General features: G+C 55.3%; 18 protein-coding genes and 1 tRNA gene. 9 read left to right on the top strand and 10 right to left on the bottom strand.

What is annotated here, in order from left to right:
• Positions 1-212: hypothetical protein (locus tag LKE08_RS13415; protein WP_324704735.1), on the bottom strand; the 212-nt coding region annotated here is incomplete at its 3' end.
• A gap of 78 nt (positions 213-290) precedes the next feature.
• Between LKE08_RS13415 and LKE08_RS13410 the strand changes: the two genes are divergently transcribed.
• From LKE08_RS13410 to LKE08_RS13400, 3 genes are all read left to right on the top strand, one after another.
• Positions 291-953 (top strand): VWA domain-containing protein, encoded by a 663-nt coding sequence (locus LKE08_RS13410; protein ID WP_324704734.1) that lies wholly within the window; start codon positions 291-293, stop codon positions 951-953.
• Positions 954-985: 32 nt separating this feature from the next.
• Positions 986-1771, top strand: coding sequence for a PP2C family serine/threonine-protein phosphatase (locus LKE08_RS13405; protein WP_324704733.1), 786 nt, complete (start codon positions 986-988; stop codon positions 1769-1771).
• A gap of 146 nt (positions 1772-1917) precedes the next feature.
• Positions 1918-5433, top strand: a complete 3516-nt coding sequence (locus LKE08_RS13400) for a PAS domain S-box protein (RefSeq protein WP_324704732.1) — start codon at positions 1918-1920, stop codon at positions 5431-5433.
• A gap of 101 nt (positions 5434-5534) precedes the next feature.
• Here LKE08_RS13400 and LKE08_RS13395 read toward each other — a convergent pair whose 3' ends face one another.
• On the bottom strand, positions 5535-6770 hold the full coding sequence (locus LKE08_RS13395) for an LL-diaminopimelate aminotransferase (protein WP_324704737.1): 1236 nt from the start codon (positions 6768-6770) through the stop codon (positions 5535-5537).
• Between the two features lie 256 nt (positions 6771-7026).
• On the opposite strand from LKE08_RS13395, the gene LKE08_RS13390 reads away from it, so the two are divergent.
• Positions 7027-7161, top strand: coding sequence for a PEP-CTERM sorting domain-containing protein (locus LKE08_RS13390; RefSeq protein ID WP_324704731.1), 135 nt, complete (start codon positions 7027-7029; stop codon positions 7159-7161).
• Between the two features lie 161 nt (positions 7162-7322).
• Here the strand turns inward: LKE08_RS13390 and LKE08_RS13385 are convergent, their stop codons facing one another.
• The 5 genes from LKE08_RS13385 to LKE08_RS13365 all read right to left on the bottom strand — a co-directional run bounded on the left by LKE08_RS13385 (position 7323) and on the right by LKE08_RS13365 (position 11639).
• A complete protein-coding gene (locus LKE08_RS13385) occupies positions 7323-8573 on the bottom strand; it encodes an ATP phosphoribosyltransferase regulatory subunit (protein ID WP_324704730.1) in 1251 nt (416 codons plus the stop codon).
• Positions 8574-8663: 90 nt separating this feature from the next.
• Positions 8664-9584, bottom strand: a complete 921-nt coding sequence (locus tag LKE08_RS13380; protein WP_324704729.1) for a DnaJ domain-containing protein — start codon at positions 9582-9584, stop codon at positions 8664-8666.
• Between the two features lie 304 nt (positions 9585-9888).
• Entirely contained in the window at positions 9889-10701 is an 813-nt protein-coding gene (locus LKE08_RS13375) for an inositol monophosphatase family protein (RefSeq protein WP_324704728.1), read from the bottom strand.
• A gap of 34 nt (positions 10702-10735) precedes the next feature.
• A complete protein-coding gene (locus LKE08_RS13370; RefSeq protein ID WP_324704727.1) occupies positions 10736-11281 on the bottom strand; it encodes a thermonuclease family protein in 546 nt (181 codons plus the stop codon).
• On the bottom strand, positions 11271-11639 hold the full coding sequence (locus LKE08_RS13365; protein WP_324704726.1) for a 2Fe-2S iron-sulfur cluster-binding protein: 369 nt from the start codon (positions 11637-11639) through the stop codon (positions 11271-11273). The genes LKE08_RS13370 and LKE08_RS13365 overlap by 11 nt, the downstream gene beginning before the upstream one ends.
• A gap of 233 nt (positions 11640-11872) precedes the next feature.
• Here LKE08_RS13365 and LKE08_RS13360 point away from each other — a divergent pair.
• The 5 genes from LKE08_RS13360 (at position 11873) to LKE08_RS13340 (ending at position 15483) form a co-directional block, all read left to right on the top strand.
• Positions 11873-11959, top strand: a tRNA-Ser gene (locus tag LKE08_RS13360).
• A gap of 318 nt (positions 11960-12277) precedes the next feature.
• A complete protein-coding gene (locus tag LKE08_RS13355) occupies positions 12278-12577 on the top strand; it encodes an RNA-binding protein (protein WP_324704725.1) in 300 nt (99 codons plus the stop codon).
• A gap of 360 nt (positions 12578-12937) precedes the next feature.
• Positions 12938-13108 carry a hypothetical protein gene (locus LKE08_RS13350; RefSeq protein WP_324704724.1) on the top strand — a complete coding sequence of 57 codons (171 nt, stop codon included), beginning with the start codon at positions 12938-12940 and terminating at the stop codon, positions 13106-13108.
• Positions 13109-13323: 215 nt separating this feature from the next.
• Positions 13324-13671, top strand: a complete 348-nt coding sequence (locus LKE08_RS13345) for a DUF4926 domain-containing protein (protein WP_324704723.1) — start codon at positions 13324-13326, stop codon at positions 13669-13671.
• A gap of 258 nt (positions 13672-13929) precedes the next feature.
• On the top strand, positions 13930-15483 hold the full coding sequence (locus tag LKE08_RS13340) for a 5'-nucleotidase C-terminal domain-containing protein (RefSeq protein ID WP_324704722.1): 1554 nt from the start codon (positions 13930-13932) through the stop codon (positions 15481-15483).
• Positions 15484-15544: 61 nt separating this feature from the next.
• Here the strand turns inward: LKE08_RS13340 and LKE08_RS13335 are convergent, their stop codons facing one another.
• From LKE08_RS13335 to LKE08_RS13325, 3 genes are all read right to left on the bottom strand, one after another.
• The gene (locus LKE08_RS13335; protein WP_324704736.1) at positions 15545-16183 is read right to left on the bottom strand and encodes a serine hydrolase; all 639 of its coding nucleotides are present in this window, start codon (positions 16181-16183) and stop codon (positions 15545-15547) included.
• Positions 16184-16287: 104 nt separating this feature from the next.
• On the bottom strand, positions 16288-16758 hold the full coding sequence (locus LKE08_RS13330) for a thermonuclease family protein (RefSeq protein ID WP_324704721.1): 471 nt from the start codon (positions 16756-16758) through the stop codon (positions 16288-16290).
• Between the two features lie 106 nt (positions 16759-16864).
• Positions 16865-17407 (bottom strand): hypothetical protein, encoded by a 543-nt coding sequence (locus tag LKE08_RS13325; protein ID WP_324704720.1) that lies wholly within the window; start codon positions 17405-17407, stop codon positions 16865-16867.
• Positions 17408-17681 lie beyond the last annotated feature (274 nt).

Genomic DNA, 17681 nt, shown 5'->3' with positions numbered 1-17681 from the left:
GGAAATGAGGAATAAAAGCCCCCAGAATTGGGGGTTTGGGGGCGAGTCCGATCGCGATCGTTCATTGGGAAATGAGGCATCAAAGCCCCCAGAATTGGGGGTTTGGGGGCGAGTCCGATCGCGGCGGCTACCGCTTCCGCATCAATTACGAGGGGGCGATCGCGCCCCCCCCTGTCCGAGGAACAAATCACCTGGATCGAGACTCTACCCATCGAACGGGAACGGCGTTGAGCGAAAAAATCCCCGAGACTCCGGTATCCTAGTTAGATGCAAGGTCAGATCCCGAACTTATGAGACTTGAGGAAGCGGTTGAATTTGCCGAAAATCCGGAGCCCCGGTGTCCCTGCGTCCTGCTGCTGGACACGTCCGCATCCATGCAGGGGGAACCCATCGACGCCCTCAACGAGGGGTTGATGGCGTTCAGAAACGACCTGAGCCGGGACGAACTCGCCAAAAAGCGGGTGGAGATCGCGGTGATCTCCTTTGACAACCGGGTGCAGATCGCCCAGGATTTCGTCACCGCCGATCGCTTCGAGCCCCCCATTTTGACCGCCCAGGGCCAGACCTTCATGGGGACCGCGATCGCCGAAGCCCTGGACCTGATCGCCTCCAGAAAGGCCGAATATCGCAGCAACGGCATCACCTACTACCGGCCCTGGGTGTTCATGATCACCGACGGCGAACCCCAGGGAGAGAGCGATCGCGTCACGGAACAAGCCGCCAACCGCATCCGGGACGAGGAAGCCAACAAACAGGTCGCCTTCTTCGCCGTGGGGGTGGAGGGGGCGAATATGGAGCGTCTGGCGGAGATCGTGCAGCGGACTCCCCTGAAACTCAAGGGTTTGGACTTCCGGGAAATGTTCATCTGGCTGTCGGCGAGTATGCAAACCGTCTCCCACTCCAAAGTTGACGAACAAGTGGCCCTCCCGCCGCCGGGGTGGGGAACGGTCTAGATCGCCCCAGTTCGCCCCTTCGAGAATTCGTCATGACTCAAGATTCCCCCCGCTGGCAACTTGTTTCCGCGTCCGTCGCCGGAAAAAGTCACGAAAAACAGGCGCTCCCCTGCCAGGACGCCCACATCTGTCGGGCGACGTCCGACCGCCTGATCGTCGCGATCGCGGACGGCGCCGGCTCGGCGTCTCTGGCCGACGTGGGGGCGCAACTGGCGGTCAAAACGGCGGTGGAATTGATGGCGGACTGTCTCTCCGCCTCCGAGGGCGAACCGGACTGGAACGCCGAACTGTTGAAGGTTGTCGGGCGGACGAAAGAAGCGATCAAAGCCGAAGCAGGCGATCGCGACGTGCCGGTTCGGGAACTGGCGACGACGTTAATTTTGGGGGTCGCGACCCCCTCGGCGATCGCCGTCGCCCAGGTCGGAGACGGGGCTGCAGTTGTCGAAGATGGACAGGGAAATCTGATCGCCCTGACGACTCCGGCCAGCGGCGAATATCTGAACGAGACGACTTTTTTAATTTCCCCCGATGCCCTCGAAACGGCCCAGGTCAACATCTGGTCCGGCACGCCGAAGTATCTGGCAATGTTTTCCGACGGGTTGCAGATGTTGGCGTTGAAGATGCCGCAGGGGACCCCCCACGCCCCCTTCTTTTCTCCCCTATTTCAATTCGTGGAAACGATCGCCGACCGCGCCGAAGCCGAGGAACAATTGACGGCATTTTTGCGATCGCCCCGGGTCGCCGAACGCACCGACGACGACCTGACGCTCCTGTTGGCAGCCCTCCTCCCCCAGACCGAAAACTTTTCACGGGAATGAGTCGAAGAATCGGGAGAATTAGGCAGTCCAAAAAAATCGGTGTATCATACAAATTGAGAGAGAATTGAGCGATCGCCACGGTGGCGGTGAATGTATCAATATCCGGCGCGAGATCGAGATCTTGAAGGCGGAAGGGGGCAACTCCGGTGAAACGACGGTATTGGCATCAGTGGCTTGAATCCATCAAAATTCACCCCCGAGACTTCTGGATACCGTTTTTAATCGGCGCGGTCGCCACGGTCGCCGTCCTGTTGCTGTGGCGGCAACTCTCCATCCGAGAACACCTGCACATCGAGCAACTCGTCCAACAGGAAGCTAACGCAATTCAAGCCATTCTGAATCGAGAATTATCCGGCCGAATTTTGAATCTGACTCAGATGGCGAAACGCTGGCAGAGTGAGGGGGGAACGCCTCGCCCCCTCTGGGAGGCGGATGCGTCGAATATTATCCGGGATGCCTACGGCTACCGGGCGATCGAATGGGTCGATCCGTCTTTTCAAGTCCGCTGGATCGTTCCCCTCGAAGGCAATGAAGCGGCACAAAATTTCAATTTGAATCAGGAACGCCGCCGTCGAATTAGCCTGAAAGTGGCTCGCAACCTGCGAGAAATCATCCTCACCCGCAAGGTTTCCCTTGTCCAGGGCGGGCAAGGATTTTTGGCGATCGCCCCCCTATTTGTAAACGCTGAAAATCTCGAATCAGAGGGCGATCGCTTCGACGGATTCATCATCGGCGTGTTTGAATTTCAAGCCCTATTTGACGGCCTCCTCCAAATTTCACCCCGGTACAAAGTTCGCATCTACGACCGGGGCGAACTGGTCTATACTCAGGGGATTTCCCCTTCCTCTCCGTTTCAAAAAACGGCGACCGTCCGGGCTTACAACGCCGATTGGCTGGTGCGAATTTATCCCACCCCGGCTTGGATTGAAGGGGCGCGATCGCCCCTGCCGCAGGTCGTTTTGTGGGGGGGAACCGTGATGGCTTGGATGCTGGCGCTCTCCGTTTATCTGGGGTTGCGATCGCGGCGTTACGCCCGACAAACTCGAAAAATAAACCGCAAATTAGAACGGGAAATTGGGCAACGAAAAAAAGTGGAAGCCGCATTGCGGGAGCGGGAACAATTATTTCGGCAACTCTCGAAATGTGCGCCCGTCGGCATTTTTTTGACGGATGAAACGGGGGCTTGCACCTACGTCAACGATCGCTGGTGCGAACTGACGGGACTGACATCCGAGCAGGCTTCCGGAGAGGGGTGGAAAAGTACCCTCCACCCCGACGATTATTCGACCACTTTTGCCGAGTGGAATGCGGCGGTTCGGGACAACCGGGAATTTTCGATGGAATATCGGTTTCGCCACCCGGACGGGGCGATCGTTTGGGTCGCCGGACAGGCGACGGCTTTGAAAAATGACGACAATATCAATATCGGTTTTATCGGCATCGTCGCCGACATCACCGCCCTAAAACTGACCGAAACTGCCTTGCGAAATTCTCGGCAACAGTACCAAACCCTCGTGGAAAATTCCCCCGATATTATCGAGCGCTTCGATACCGAATTGAAACACTTGTATGTTAGCCCCGCTTTAACTCGGCTCACCGGCATTTCTGCGGACGTTTTTTTGGGGAAAAGTTGTCGAGAATTTGGACTCTCGGAGGCGATGGTTGACGCTTGGGAGGCGGCGGCTTTGCGATTGCTCGACACCGGACGAAGGCAGATCGTCGAATTGGAAACGGAAACCCCCGAGGGTTGGCGGTCTTTTGAAATGGCCCTCGCTCCGGAAATGACGGAGGATGGTGCGATCGCGTCGATCCTGTGTATTTCCCGCGACGTGACCGAACGCAAACGGGCCGAAATTGCCCTCCAAAATAGTCAAGCAAAATTTCAGGCTTTGGTCGCCAATATGCCCGGTATGGTCTACCGCTTCTTCCCCTCCACCGCTGACCAACCTCCCCATTTCACCTTCGTCAGTACCCGCGTCCGAGATCTTTTTGAATTGGAACCGGAAACCGTCATCGAAGATGCCCGTTCCATTATCAATTTAATTCACCCGGAAGATTTGCCCGCCTACCATTCCGCAAATGCCGAGGCGATCAAAAACTTTTCGCCCTGGCACTGGGAAGGACGCATCGTCACGCCATCAGGTCAATTGAAGTGGATCGAAAGCCACGCCCAACCCCAGTCTACGCCGGCGGGCAATGCCTGGGACGGGATTATCATCGACATCAGCGATCGCAAAGAGTACGAAGACAGTCTGCGACAATTTCAGAGTATCGTCTCCACCACGGCGGAAGGAATCGCCCTCATCGACCGCAACTATATCTATCAAATTGTCAATCAAAAGTATCTGAATTTGACCGGCAAATCGATGGGGGCAGTGTTGGGACATTCCATCTCGGAGGTTTTGGGCGCGGAGACATTTAAAACGAAAATCAAGCCTCGGTTCGACCGCTGTTTAACCGGGGAAGTGGTCCGCTATGACAGTTGGTTCACCTTTTACCGACAACAACATCAGTTTCTCGGTGTCACCTATTCTCCCATGTTGCAACCGGACGGAACGGTGGAAGGCGTGATCGTCAACGTCCGAGATTTGAGCTCTCTTAAACAAGCGGAACTGGCGCTCCGGCAACAGTCGGAACGGGAACATCTTTTGTCTACCATTACCAATCGCATTCGGCGATCGCTCGACCTGCAGGAAATTCTCGATACGGCCGTCGCCGAAGTGTGCAAAGTTCTTTCCACGGATCGGATTGCGATCTATCGATTCAACGGGGACTGGAATGGCAACGTCATTGCCGTTTCTTCACCCATATCCGGAGAAATTTCGGATGCGGATGCCCCAGAAATGGCGATCGCCCCCGCCATCGAATCCGACATTCGCCGGATCGCCGATTCGTGTCGGAATCGGTCGATCAACGGTTCTTTCAATATCGATTGGCAACAATTTCAAACCCCAACCCATTTGATCTTCCCCATCTGGATCGACACCGAACTACTTTGGGGGCTTCTGATCGCCCACCACTCCCCCAAAACCCAGCACTGGATATCCGAAGAAATCCAGATGTTCAAGCAACTAACGGAACAACTGGCGATCGCCATTCAACAAGCCGAATTGTACCGCCGCATCCAAATGGCTCACCGGGAACTCGAACGACTTTACAACACCGATGCCCTCACCGAAATCGCCAACCGCCGCCACTTCGATCGCTATCTCCAACAGGAATGGCTCCGACTCCAGCGGGAGGGACAACCCCTCACAATTATCATGTGCGATATCGATTATTTTAAATGTTATAATGACACCTACGGGCACGTCGCTGGAGATCGATGTCTGCAAAGAGTCGCCCGGGCATTAAAAGGGTGTCTCAAACGCCCCGCCGACCTGATCGCACGCTACGGTGGCGAAGAATTTGTCGTCCTTTTGCCCAATACGTCGGAGTCGGGGGGCATTCAGATCGCCCGACAAATGCAGCGGGCAATTTTTAATCTGAACATCCCCCCCGGTTCCATTCCAGCCGACTTCACTCGCGTCAGCATCAGCCTGGGAATTGCTACCGAAATTCCCTCCCAACGGCGATCGCCCATACAGTTGCTTTCGAGAGCCGATCGCGCCTTATATGAAGCAAAAAAACAAGGCAGAAATCAGTCTGTAATTGATGATTAGGGTGTAGGGTGTAGGGTGTAGGGTGTAGGAAATTTTAAAACTCCCCATTCCCCATTCCCTATTCCCCATTCCCGATTCCCTACAAAAACCGGCTCCGGATCTTAGACCTTAAATTTCTCGGTAATCCGTTTCATCGCCTCGTCCACATTTTCCCGGCTGTTAAACGCGGAAATTCGGAAATATCCTTCCCCCGCCGCGCCAAAACCGGAACCGGGCGTTCCCACCACATGACACGTCTGCAACAACTTGTCGAAAAAGTCCCAACTCGACAGGCCGCTGGGGGTCTTCACCCAGACATAAGGGGCGTTGACACCGCCGTAAACCGTCAGTCCGGCGGCGGTCAATTTCTCGCGGATAATTTTGGCGTTTTCCAAATAGAAACTCACCAACTCTTTCACCTGGGTTTGTCCCGCCTCGGAGTAGACCGCCTCCGCGCCCCGCTGGACGATATAAGAAACCCCGTTAAATTTGGTTGATTGGCGACGGTTCCACAGCTTCCACAGCTCCACATCCGAGCCGTCGGAGGCTTTCGCCGTCAGGGTTTTGGGAACCACCGTCAGGGCGCAGCGGGTGCCCGTAAAACCGGCATTTTTCGAGAACGACCGGAACTCGATCGCGCAGTTCCGCGCCCCCTCAATTTCGTAGATCGAATGGGGTAAAGAGGGGTCGGTAATAAACGCTTCGTAGGCCGCATCAAACAGGATAATCGAACCGTTTGCGCGGGCGTAATCGACCCAATTTTTCAAGTATTCTTTCGTCGCCGTCGCCCCGGTGGGGTTATTCGGAAAACACAGGTAAATCAGATCGACGCGATCGCCCGGAAGTTCGGCCGTAAAATTATTTTCGGCGGTGACGGGCAGGTACACCAACCCTTCGTATTCGCCCTTGTCGTTGGCTGGTCCGGTGTGTCCGGCCATGACGTTGGTATCGACGTAGACGGGATAAACCGGGTCGGTGACGGCAATTTTGTTATCCTTGCCAAAAATGTCGAGAATGTTCCCCGTGTCGCACTTGGACCCGTCGGAGATGAAGATTTCCTCCGCGTCCACCTCGCAACCCCGGGCTTTAAAGTCGTGTTGGGCGATTTTCTCCCGCAACCAGGCGTAACCCTGTTCCGGGCCGTAACCTTTGAAGGTGGAGCGATCGCCCATTTCCTCGACGGCTAAAACCATCGCCGCGCGGCAGGCGTCGGGCAGCGGTTCGGTGACGTCGCCGATGCCCAGTTTGATGATCTGGGCCTCCGGGTTCGCCTGGGCAAAGGCATTCACCCGACGGGCAATTTCCGGAAACAGGTAGCCCGCCTTGAGTTTCAGGTAATTCTCGTTAATCGTTGTCATCGTCAATCCACAAACGCTCTCCAACAGCTTACCCCCAACGGGGCGACAGTGGGCGCGATCGCGGGTTTTTCCCACACTCCGACACCGGATGTCAGTATTTTCACTCAACTATCTTGTGATATTTGTGACGGCGGCGATCGCAAAAGTTCCGTAATTTCACGCTAGGAAAATCAATCGACCTCCGGATATTGTATTTTTAGAGTTCAAATTAACATCATTCTTTATCTCCCAAGAAGGTGGCACCTCTCAAGCCTCCTTGTACGGCCGTCTGAATGCCCTGACGCCGACGACACCCGCCGCCAGCGTTCCCGAACCGGCGACCCTTTCCGGTTTGGCGGTGGTGGGTCTGGCCTTAGCCAGCCGCTCCCGTCGCAACAAGTCCAAAGTCTAATATTCCAATCCTTTTCCCGAACTGCTCTCTTTTTCCTCCCCCGATATCTTCTCAAAGCGACCGGGGGAGGATTTTTTTTCAATTCCGGCGCGATCGCCAATTGCCGAGAGTCGCGATTCGGCCAGAGCAATTAGCAATTAATAATTAACAATTATCAATTATCAATTATCAATGATCAATGGTTCCACCTCGGAGGTCCCGTCCACATCCACCCAGGCGATCTGAGAAATTCCCCGCATTCGGGCGGCGTTCCGCACCTTTTCTGAATCCTCCTCGCCGCCCAATTCCATCTCCACCCGCGCCTCGGGGTCGGAATCGCGCAGGTGTTCGGCGTAGGCGAAGGCGGCGGCTTCGGCTTGGGGGGTTTTGGGCACCACCAGACAATCGCTGGCCGGGATGTCGGCGGGCAGTTGTTCCATCCCCAAGAGCACCTGGTGCAGTTCTTCGATATTGAGGGAAAAGCCGATGCTGGGTTTCGTCTCCCCCTGGGGGTGGTAGAGTCCCAGGAGTTGGTCGTAGCGGCCCCCCTGGCCGAGTATGCGCCCGCCGGACTGGCTGTCGCTGACGGCGATGAATACGATGCCGGTGTAGTAGTCGAAGGTTTGGATCAGGCTCAGATCCAGGGTCAGGGACAGGGGGGGGAGCCGATCGCCGAGCAACCGCCGGTATTCGTTGAGGCGATCGACGAGGGATTTGAGCTCGTTGAGGGCTTCCCGCTGGGGGGGGTCCAGATTCAATTGGGACACCCGGGCAAGGACATCCTCGGGACGGCCCCGCAGGTCGAATAAAAATAAGGCTCGCTCCCGCAATTCCGGGGACAGGGGGAGGGTTTCCAACCCGATCCGGTCCAGGTGGGCGATCGCCTGCCGCACCCGATCGCGTATCGGTTCCGGGAAGGGGGAGAGCAGCGATCGCGTCAGCCCCGCCTCCCCCAAAATCAGGTGGGGGTTTTGCAAGTCGAGCGATCGCAGACAGTCCGCCAGTAGCAGCACGATTTCCGAGTCCGCCCGCACCCCGTCGGCGCCGAGGAGTTCCACCCCGGCCTGGTAAAATTCCAACTGGGTGCCGTGGCCCGTCTGTGAGCCCTTGCGGAAAATATTGGCGTTGTAGTACAGCCGCTTCGGCCACCCGTCCGCCTCGCCCATGCGGGATACGGCCGCCCGGGCGATCGAGGCCGTCAGTTCCGGGCGCAGTCCCAGACCTTCGTTTTCCGCGTCCTGCAACTGGATCACCGTCGATCGCCGCACCGCCCCCCCGGCCATCAGGGTATCGAGCCGCTCCAGGGTGGAAGTGATGATGCGGTGATAGCCCCAGCGATGGAACACCTGCTGAAGTCGCCGTTCGATCCAAATTTTTTGGGCGACATCGAGAGGGAGCAGATCTCGCGCACCCGGTGGGGGTTGATGAATCATGTCAGTATCTATGTGCAAACAAGGGGACGGATCGCAGGATACCAAGAAACCGGGTTTCCCGCCTCACCCGTCCGCCCTCCGTCCTTCAGTTTACTTTTTTTTGCCACCGCCGAAGAGCCCCCCGAACAGCCCGCCGCCGCCCTTGTCGGATTTCTTGCCGCCTTTCGAGTTCCTGGCCGTTTTGCCCTTCCCGGTGGAGGTGCCGCCCATCTTGTCGAGTTCCTTTTTGGCTTCGAGGGCTTCGGGTTGGGCGGGGTCGAGTTGCAGGGCTTTTTTGATGTGGGGGGTCGCCAACTTGGGCTGTTTTTGTTTGAGATACATGGACCCGAGCAGTCCGTGGCAGCGGGGGTGGTTGGGTTCCCGCTTCACCGCGTCCTTGAGTTCTAAAATGGCACTGGCGTAGTTTTGGGTTTCCGCAAGAGCCGCCGCGCGATCGCAGGCTTTATCGACAAACGACACTTTCGGCTGGGGTGTCGGCCGTTGGGCTGGTTCCGGCTTTTTTGCGGGGGGTGGCGGAGGAGGTGGGGCGCTTCCCTGTCGCGATCGCAACAAATACACCAAATTCAACTCGCTAATTTCCCCGATCCGTTCCAAGGCCTTTTCGGGGGATTCGTACTCCTGCTCGACCCGTTCTTCGAGCAGGGTATCGTAGAGTTGTCGAAAATTTCCGGCGGTGCGGAGTTGGGCGGCAGCCTCGCCGTGCAGTCGCATCGTGTGCTGTTCTTTGACGACGCGATCGCCCATGGTTTTCAGCAACAATTCGTATTCCCGCCGCTCGTTTTCTTTGGAAAATTGGTTGTAGGCCGGACTCACCAATTTCGCCAACAATTGTTTCCCGAGTTCCTTTTGTCGGGGATCGTCGAAGGGGCAGGTATCCGGATGCAAACGGCGGGCGATTTTCATGTACCGCTTCCGGATCGTATTGAAGTCCGCGTCGGGTCTGACCCCCAAAATGGCGTGGTTGTCTGTAAATCCGAACTGGAATAATCCTTGGTTGATTTCAAACGACATAGTAGTTTGCCTTTTCTGCCTAAAAAATGTGGCGGGAAGTTTTCATTCCGAACCCGATCGCAACAATTGAGCGGGCACCAGAAGCGGGCATAATCGAGAGTGTAGGGAGATGTCGGTCGCGGTGCTGACAGACGCACAAATTCGATCTCGATCGCTGGGATCTCAACCGGGAGGGTTGCCTTCAAGTTCTCCGAGATATTTGCCCTGGCGCTCCGGACTCGAATTGGGTTTTGGGCGATCGCTTCTGATCGCATTTTGACACACTCACCCGGCACTTGGCAGTCCCCGAAGGCACCTCAAAGCCTCACCAGGAGGAGAGGGGGGGCGTTTCCATCAGGGCGCGGCTGAGGGGGTCGTGGAGGGCTCCGTTGGTGGCGAGAATGCGCCCGGATTCGATTTGGAACGGGCCGCGATCATAGGCGCTCACCCGCCCCCCGGCTTCGAGGACTAACACCACCCCCGCTGCCATGTCCCAGGGGGAGAGTCCCCGTTCCCAGTAGCCGTCCAGACGCCCGCAGGCGACGTAGGCTAGATCTAATGCGGCGGAACCGCCGCGCCGCACGCCCTGGGTGAGGTGGGTCAGGTGGCAAAATTCGGCATAATTGTTGTCGGCGGTTTCCCGGCGATCGTAGGCGAACCCCGTCACCAACAGGCTTTTGTCCAGGGAATCGGTTTTGGAAACGCGGATGGGTTCGGCGTTGCGGGTCGCCCCCAGCCCCCGGGCGGCTCGGAAGAGTTCGTCGTGGAAGGGGCTGTACACCGCCCCGACTTGGGGCACGCCGTCGATCGACAGGGCGATGGAGGTGGAAAATGCGGGATACTGGTGGGCGTAGTTGGTCGTGCCGTCCAGGGGGTCAATTGCCCACCGGTAGCGGCTCGAACTCTCCCCCAAACTCCCGGACTCTTCGGCCAAAATCCCGTGTCCGGGGACGTGCCGCTTCAGGACGTCCAAAATCGCCTCTTCCGAGGCTTTGTCCGCCTCCGTGACCAGATCCCCCGACCGCCCCTTTTCCTGGATCTCTTCCAAGTTGCCCCAGTAGGACTTGAGAACTTCACCCCCCGCCCGGGCCGCCAGGGTGGCGAGATCCAAAAAATTTTTCAATTCGTCTCGATTCATAATTATTAATTATTAATTGTTAATTATTAATTTCCTAATTCGGCTGGTTGCGAAATTCCCTCGGGGTCAGCCGCATCGGCTCTCGGGGATTCCAGATCCCCAGCCCCATGATTCGAGCCCAGCTCTGGGCGTATTCCAGGCGCCGGCGATATTTGGTATTGTAAATGCCCCCGTCGGCGAGGGCGTAACCTCCCTTGACCAGTTCCTCGTTCAGGAGTAGCCCGTCGAGCCATGCGTAGGCTATGAGGCGATCGTAGCGATCTTCTTTCTTTTCATCCCATTCCAGAAGCACTTGCCGTCCCTGACACAATTCTTCCAACTTCTGTTGGGCCTGGGAGCCCCAGGGGTCCTGCCTCAGATCCGGGGCGCTGATTCCGATCAGTCGCACCCGCCGCAATACCGGGATGTCCGCCCCCCGATCGACAATTTCGAGGGTCTGACCGCTGACCACCCGCTCCACCCGCACCGTCTCCCCCCGGGGCATTTCGGGGGCCGGGGAACATCCCACCCCGACGATCCCCCACAACAGAACCCAAATCCCGATGGCGACGAACCTGAACTGGCGATCGCTAATCTTCATCTAAAGGCAGTCCGGTTTTCACTCGACCCTTACCAAAATACCGACCGAACTGCAATTCGTAAACTTCGTCTTCGTCCTGGGTTTCCACCTCCAAATCGGAGCGGGGATAGCTGACGCACAGCAGGGCATATCCTTCTTTTTGCAGTTCCGGAGACAGTCCCATCGCCTCCGGCTGGTACAGTTCCCCCGAGATCACCCGCACCGCGCAGGTGGTACAGGCCCCGTTGCGACAGGAAAACGGCAGGTCCGCCCCCTGATTTTCCGCGCATTGCAGGATGTAGCGATCGTCCGGAACTTGCACGCAGTAAGTCTCATCCCGTTGGCGATCGTGGATGCGAATGGTATGATGGCTCGGCATAAATATCGATGTTCCGAATTCGTCAAACTTTTCTATAATAAGGGATTTTGGGTTTCCCCGGCTCCCGACTTCTGGCGGGCGTTTCGCTTTCGAGTCCCCGCCGGCTACCGATTCTGGGCGATCGCCCTCCCCGGAGCTGATTTGAGAAAATTTTGGAAAAATGCTTGTCAGATCATCCGCGTTTCTGATAAGATATCTATCTTGTGGGTAAAATTAAAATTTTTACTTCCCCTGGAGAGGTGGCCGAGCGGTTGAAGGCGCGGCACTGGAAATGCCGTTTAGGGGTGACTCTAACGAGGGTTCGAATCCCTCCCTCTCCGTTGGAATCAAGGGTTTGAGAGCGTATCCTTAAAGCCGGGGATAACCCCCGGGGATAATCGATGGGATACTTAGCATCCCTGTTTCCAGGTCAGACACCCGGATGTGGCGATCGCCGGCCACTCCCGCCGGTCGGAGGCAGAAAATTAAGGATTGTCCTGTACCTGACCCGTCCCGGCAATGTTAAGATATGATCTGAGAATCATTTATTCGGTGGTAAAGTTTGGTGTTCATCTTAGCTGGTTATTGCCGTAAGGTATTCACAGACGTTCCTCCGGAGTCTCACCCCCCTCAGTTCTAAATGATTTTGGAGGACACAAATGTCGATTTACGTGGGCAACCTCGCATACGAGGTCACTCAAGAAGATCTCACGGAAGTTTTCAGTGAGTACGGTACGGTTCGCCGGGTTCACCTTCCCAAAGACCGCGAAACCGGGAAGTTCAGGGGGTTTGCCTTTGTCGAGATGGACACCCCCACAGAGGAAGAGAGCGCCATCGAAGAACTCGATGGCGCCGAGTGGATGGGTCGCGCGATGAAGGTGAACAAAGCCCGCCCCCGGGAAAAGAAAGCGTCACCTGATGGCGGTCGCAAGCGCAATAGCTATTCCAGAGATTATTAACGAACGGGGGGTTCGGGGGGCTACCAGTCCCGCGCTTACCCCAGAGGTGAGCGTCGGGATACTTCGACAAGCTCAGTAACAACATGGACACCCCAATTCAATTGAGGGACTCGAAATCCCGAAAATTGACACGCCATCGAAGAACCCGGAATTCCCGCCCAGGGGAGGGTAGGGAGCGTCAAGTGCATCGAGTCGGTGATGCAACAAGGGGGGACATGAACAGCGAGATTCAAATTGGCGGAGTCACCGATGAGTCATAAGAAACGTCTCAAAACCGTTTCTGCCACTCCTGCACCGATAAACTGAGTCGGGGTGAAGGACTTCTTCGCCCCCAACACTGTCTTTAATGAGGTAATCGTGATGGCCAAGCGTCGTAATTTAAAAAAAGAGAAGGCTGAACGCAACCTGGCCAATGCACGCCAGTATCGTAAGAGATTCAACCCCAACTCATCTCACAAACGCTTCACCCGCACCGACAATCGCAAACCTGAAGGCGAACAGTCTTCGGAGAAAGAGTCCCAAACCGAGTAGGTAGGTGATTGACAACGTGATGAAAACGATTGTAGAAATTGCTCGCGTCGTTCATCACCCGTCCAAGATTTGTTGGAAAATCAGGCTCGAACCTGATTGGCTTGAGAAAGCGAGACTCTAAGCTCGGCCCTTCCCCGCCCGTCGGGGAAGGGTTGTTTTGTTAGTCCCGGTTCCGTTCATGATTCCGACCCGTTCAAAAATGGAGACAAAAACAGATGAAAGCCAAACTGTACGACCGAATTCAAACCCTTTCGGAAATTCAAGCCCATTTCGGACGCCGGATTGTTCCCCCGGGAACCGTGGGAACCGTCGTGGAATGTTACGAACATCCCCGAGAAAGTTACTCGGTGGACCTGACGCTTCCGAACTCCACTCAGGAGGGCGGGGTCGAGTATGAAAATCTGATCCTCAACCCCGAACAATTTAAGGTGATGGGAGAAACGCCGGAGGAAAGCAATTTGGAGTCCCTATTCGGCGGAACCCACTACGAAGTTCCCCAGGTGGTGTTGGATGGGGCCGCGGTGCCGCAGCCCGACCCCAAGCCGCCGGAATTAACCGCATAATATCCCGATTCCATCGACTCGAAATCGCCGTTCCGAACCCTCTCCCGCGCCGCTGGGGGCAATTTTTCCTGCGTTTGCCCGTCCCCGAGACAGGCATAGAAATCCCGCCACACCGCCTCGAAACCCGGGTGTTGGGGGTCAAGCCCGAAATGCCTCCCGACCTCCTTTCAAACTGTCCGGATCTGGGCAATGATAAAGAGGAGAAATCTGCTCGTATCAACGCCATTTTGCATCACCCAATACTCGCCAGGAGGCATTATGAAGTGGGCCGTGCGGTTGTATGCCGTTCTCTTTATCGGGGCAGTTGTTGCCGGTCTTTTCTTTCACAATACTTTGGTTCAAAAACAGGACTTCAGCTTGCGATTGTTGCACACCAACGACCACCACGCCCACCTGGAAGCGGTGGAAGTGGGCGATCGCCTGTTGGGGGGCATTTCTCGCCGGAAAACCTTGGTGGATACCCTGCGTTCCCGCTCGCCAGAACCGACGCTTTTGCTCGACGCCGGGGATATCTTCCAGGGGACGCTGTATTTTAATCAATATCTCGGCCGGGCGGATCTGCCGTTTTACAATCAGATGAATTACGCCGCTGTGGCGGTGGGAAACCACGAATTCGACCGGGGACAACAACCCCTGGCGGATTTTATTAAAGAGGCGGAATTTCCCCTGCTTTCGGCTAACCTGGAGATCGATGCTAATTCCCCCCTGGCGGGTGCGATCGCACCCTGGATAATTTTGACCGTCAACGGGCAGGAAATCGGGATTTTTGGGTTGACGACGGAAGAGACGCCGATTCTTTCCAGTCCGGGGGAGGGGGTGAAATTTACCGACCCGATTGCGGCGGCAAAGGAGGCGGTTAAAACCCTGGGCGATCAGGGCGTTAATAAAATTATCGCCCTCACCCATTTGGGTTTTTTTGAAGATTTGGAATTGGCGCAGAATGTGGGTGGAATTGACGTGATTATCGGCGGTCATTCCCACACGCCTTTGGGGAATATGCCCGGTGCCGACGAACCTTATCCGGTGGTCGAAATCTCCCCCGAGGGCGACCCGGTTTTGGTGGTGACGGATTGGGAATGGGGCAAATATTTGGGGGATTTGCAAGTTCGCTTCGACGGCCGGGGGCGGGCGATCGCCTGGTCCGGTTCCCCCCATCCTGTGGAAGGGACGATCCCCGCCGACGAGGCATTTGAAACCCAGTTGCAGGCGTTTAAAGAACCGTTGGAAGAACTGCGAAATTTGGTCATCGGAAAAACTGAGAAATTGCTCGACGGCGACCGCGCCAATGTCCGCAGCCGAGACACCAATTTGGGCAACTTGATTGCCGACGCAATTCTCCAGAAAATGCGGCCCGACGGCGGGGAAATTGCGATCGTGAATGGCGGGGGAATTCGGTCGAGTATTCCGGCGGGAGATGTCACCGTCGGCCAGGTGATCGAAGTGCTTCCCTTCGGCAATACGATTGCCCGCATGGACTTGACCGGAGAACAGATCAAACAAGCTTTGGAACACGGCGTCAGCGGGGTCGAGGAGGGAGAGGGTGGCTTCCCCCAAGTGGCGGGAATTCGGTTCGCCTGGAACCCGGAATCCCCCGCCGGTTCTCGGGTTAAATCGGTTGACATTATTCGCCCGGACGGGACGACAAAACCTCTCGACCTGAATGCAACTTACCGGGTGATTAGCAATAGTTTTTTGATGGATGGTGGCGACGGTTACGAAGTATTTAAAACGGCAAAAAATCGGGTGGATACCGGATTTTTAATGTCGGATGTGGTGGTCGATTATATCCGCGATCGCTCTCCGATTCGGTAGGGAATCGCTGGGTTTTCCCCATGTCCAACTCCCGGCGTTGTGGCGACTGCCGTAGATTGAATTAAGCGCCGCGATCGCGCTCCATCAAGTAATCGGCGACGGCCTGATAAGCGGGGAGTGTCGTCGGGTCGTTCGCCGCATTGCCGGCAGTTGGATGGGAGGCAAAACGGGCGATTACCATGTCGGCTGTGGGGTCGATATAGAGAGATTGACCGTGGACGCCCCTGCCCATAAAAGCCCCGTTTTCGTTGTGGGTGATCCACCACATACTTCGATAACTCCAACCCTCAAGTAAGGAGTATCCGGCATCTGCAAAAGCGCGGCGATCGCCCCCCTGGCGGATGTTGCGGATGACCGATTCGGGGACGATCCGGCGATCGCCAACTCTGCCGCGATCGAGGAGCATTTGTGCGAAGCGGGCCATGTCGTGCAACCCCGCATTTAACCCGCCGCCGGCAAAGGGCGTTCCGATGGAATCCACCGTAAAAAACCCATCCATTTCCGCATTCATTTTGCTCCAAATTTTTTCCGATAAAACCTCGGTGAGCGGTTTTCCCGTCACCCGACTAATCAACCAGCCGAGAACGTCGGTGTTGATGGTTTTATATCCGAAACGGCGGCCGTGTTCCCCTTGCTTCTGCACCGTTTGCAGGAATTCAAAATAAGTTCTGGGGCCGGTGTAGTTTTCGGGTTTGGGCAGGGGATTTCCCGCTTTTGATTTGTGATTTCACAGAGAAGGGTTTTGACTGATGGACGAGTCGATGATTTGGGTATTCTGTCTGATTGTAGATGAAATTGAGTCAATTAATTCTGCCAGATCCCCAAACCACGACTTTGGGCGGCGCTTTCCGCTTCAGACAAAGAATTGGCAGAGCTGTTACAGGTTTGTCGATAACTCCGGTGTAAGCGGGCTTGTCCTTCTGCTACCATTTGCAAATTAATATTTTGATTGTTCTTGAAAATTACGGCCAATACTCTGCCGCCACCGATGGTTCCTAAATCATAATATTGAACTGATGAACCGGCGGGAATCAATGAATTTAAGCGATTTTTTGAAGTTTCGGCGTGGGGTTCGGGCGATCCATTCACCCAGTCCGGGGCGTCGATACAAGCCAGTTGAGCCGTCCTCGACGTTCCGCCTTCATTGAAAACGACGGTATCGCCATCGACAATCTTTTCCACGACAGCGGAACGGGGATTTGCCCGGACAATTTGAGGATAAATTGCCAAAGTAATCGACGCTATTAAATTGATAATTGCAGTCAATTTTTTCATTTTCAAAAAATCATCATAACCAACAATCATCTAATTTTAGAATAAACTTTTATCGGATGTCAAGTGTCAAGTGAAGTTCATTGATCGAAACAATGGACAAAAATGATTAATTTTGACCAAGTATAGAAGAGGTTGACTTCCCTTCAACCAGTCGGATATCGTCGATCCAAACTGTCCCCGTCCCTTCGATGACGAGATTGAGTTTGATATGGTCGGGGTTTTCTCCGGGACGGAGGATAAATGGGGTGTCCTGGGAAGTCCAATCTTGGGTTCCCGTCAAAGGGGAATTTAACGCCCTGGAAAAGAACTCGCCTTTGCCTGGAAAATGGCAGAGCATTTCCAGATAGGCTTTCCCTTGCAAGTCCCGGCTTTTGAGTTTTGCTTGGTAAAAAATGCGCGTATTTTCAATATCTAAATCTCCGGTTTCGTAGAGGGGAACGGTTATCGGTTGGGGGGCGATAATTTTGACGGAACCGTTGCCGTCACTGCTGATATCCGGGTCGAATTGAAGTTGCGATCGCCCGACAATTCCCTCTAGGTTATCCACGGGATAGTGTCTGAGTTCCGCTACCTCAAATGTCGGAACACAGGCGACAGCAGCCAACGTCAATCCCGGGATCAGGAACATTTGCAGCCGTTTAGTTTTCATCAACTAAGCCTCCAATTTTTCCCCCGATTCTAGTATCCTACCAAAGTCGATACGGATGTATAAATTTTTATTACAAATCCCGCCACCCTGAGTCCGCTTGAATGGGGGTGGATAACGCTCTCAACGCCGGACTCAGAGTCATGCTTGCCGACAAAATTGGTGTCAATTTCCCCTTGACTTTTTACCCGATTTGACGTACCATAACATCATGGGAAAATGTGCCGCCATATAAGGGGTGCGATCGCGGTTTTCGTTACATCCGTCAAGAGATCGG

Source organism: Lyngbya sp. CCY1209 (genome assembly GCF_035615495.1).
Classification (GTDB): Bacteria; Cyanobacteriota; Cyanobacteriia; order Cyanobacteriales; family Microcoleaceae; genus Limnospira.
This window is presented reverse-complemented; position numbering and strand designations above follow the sequence as displayed.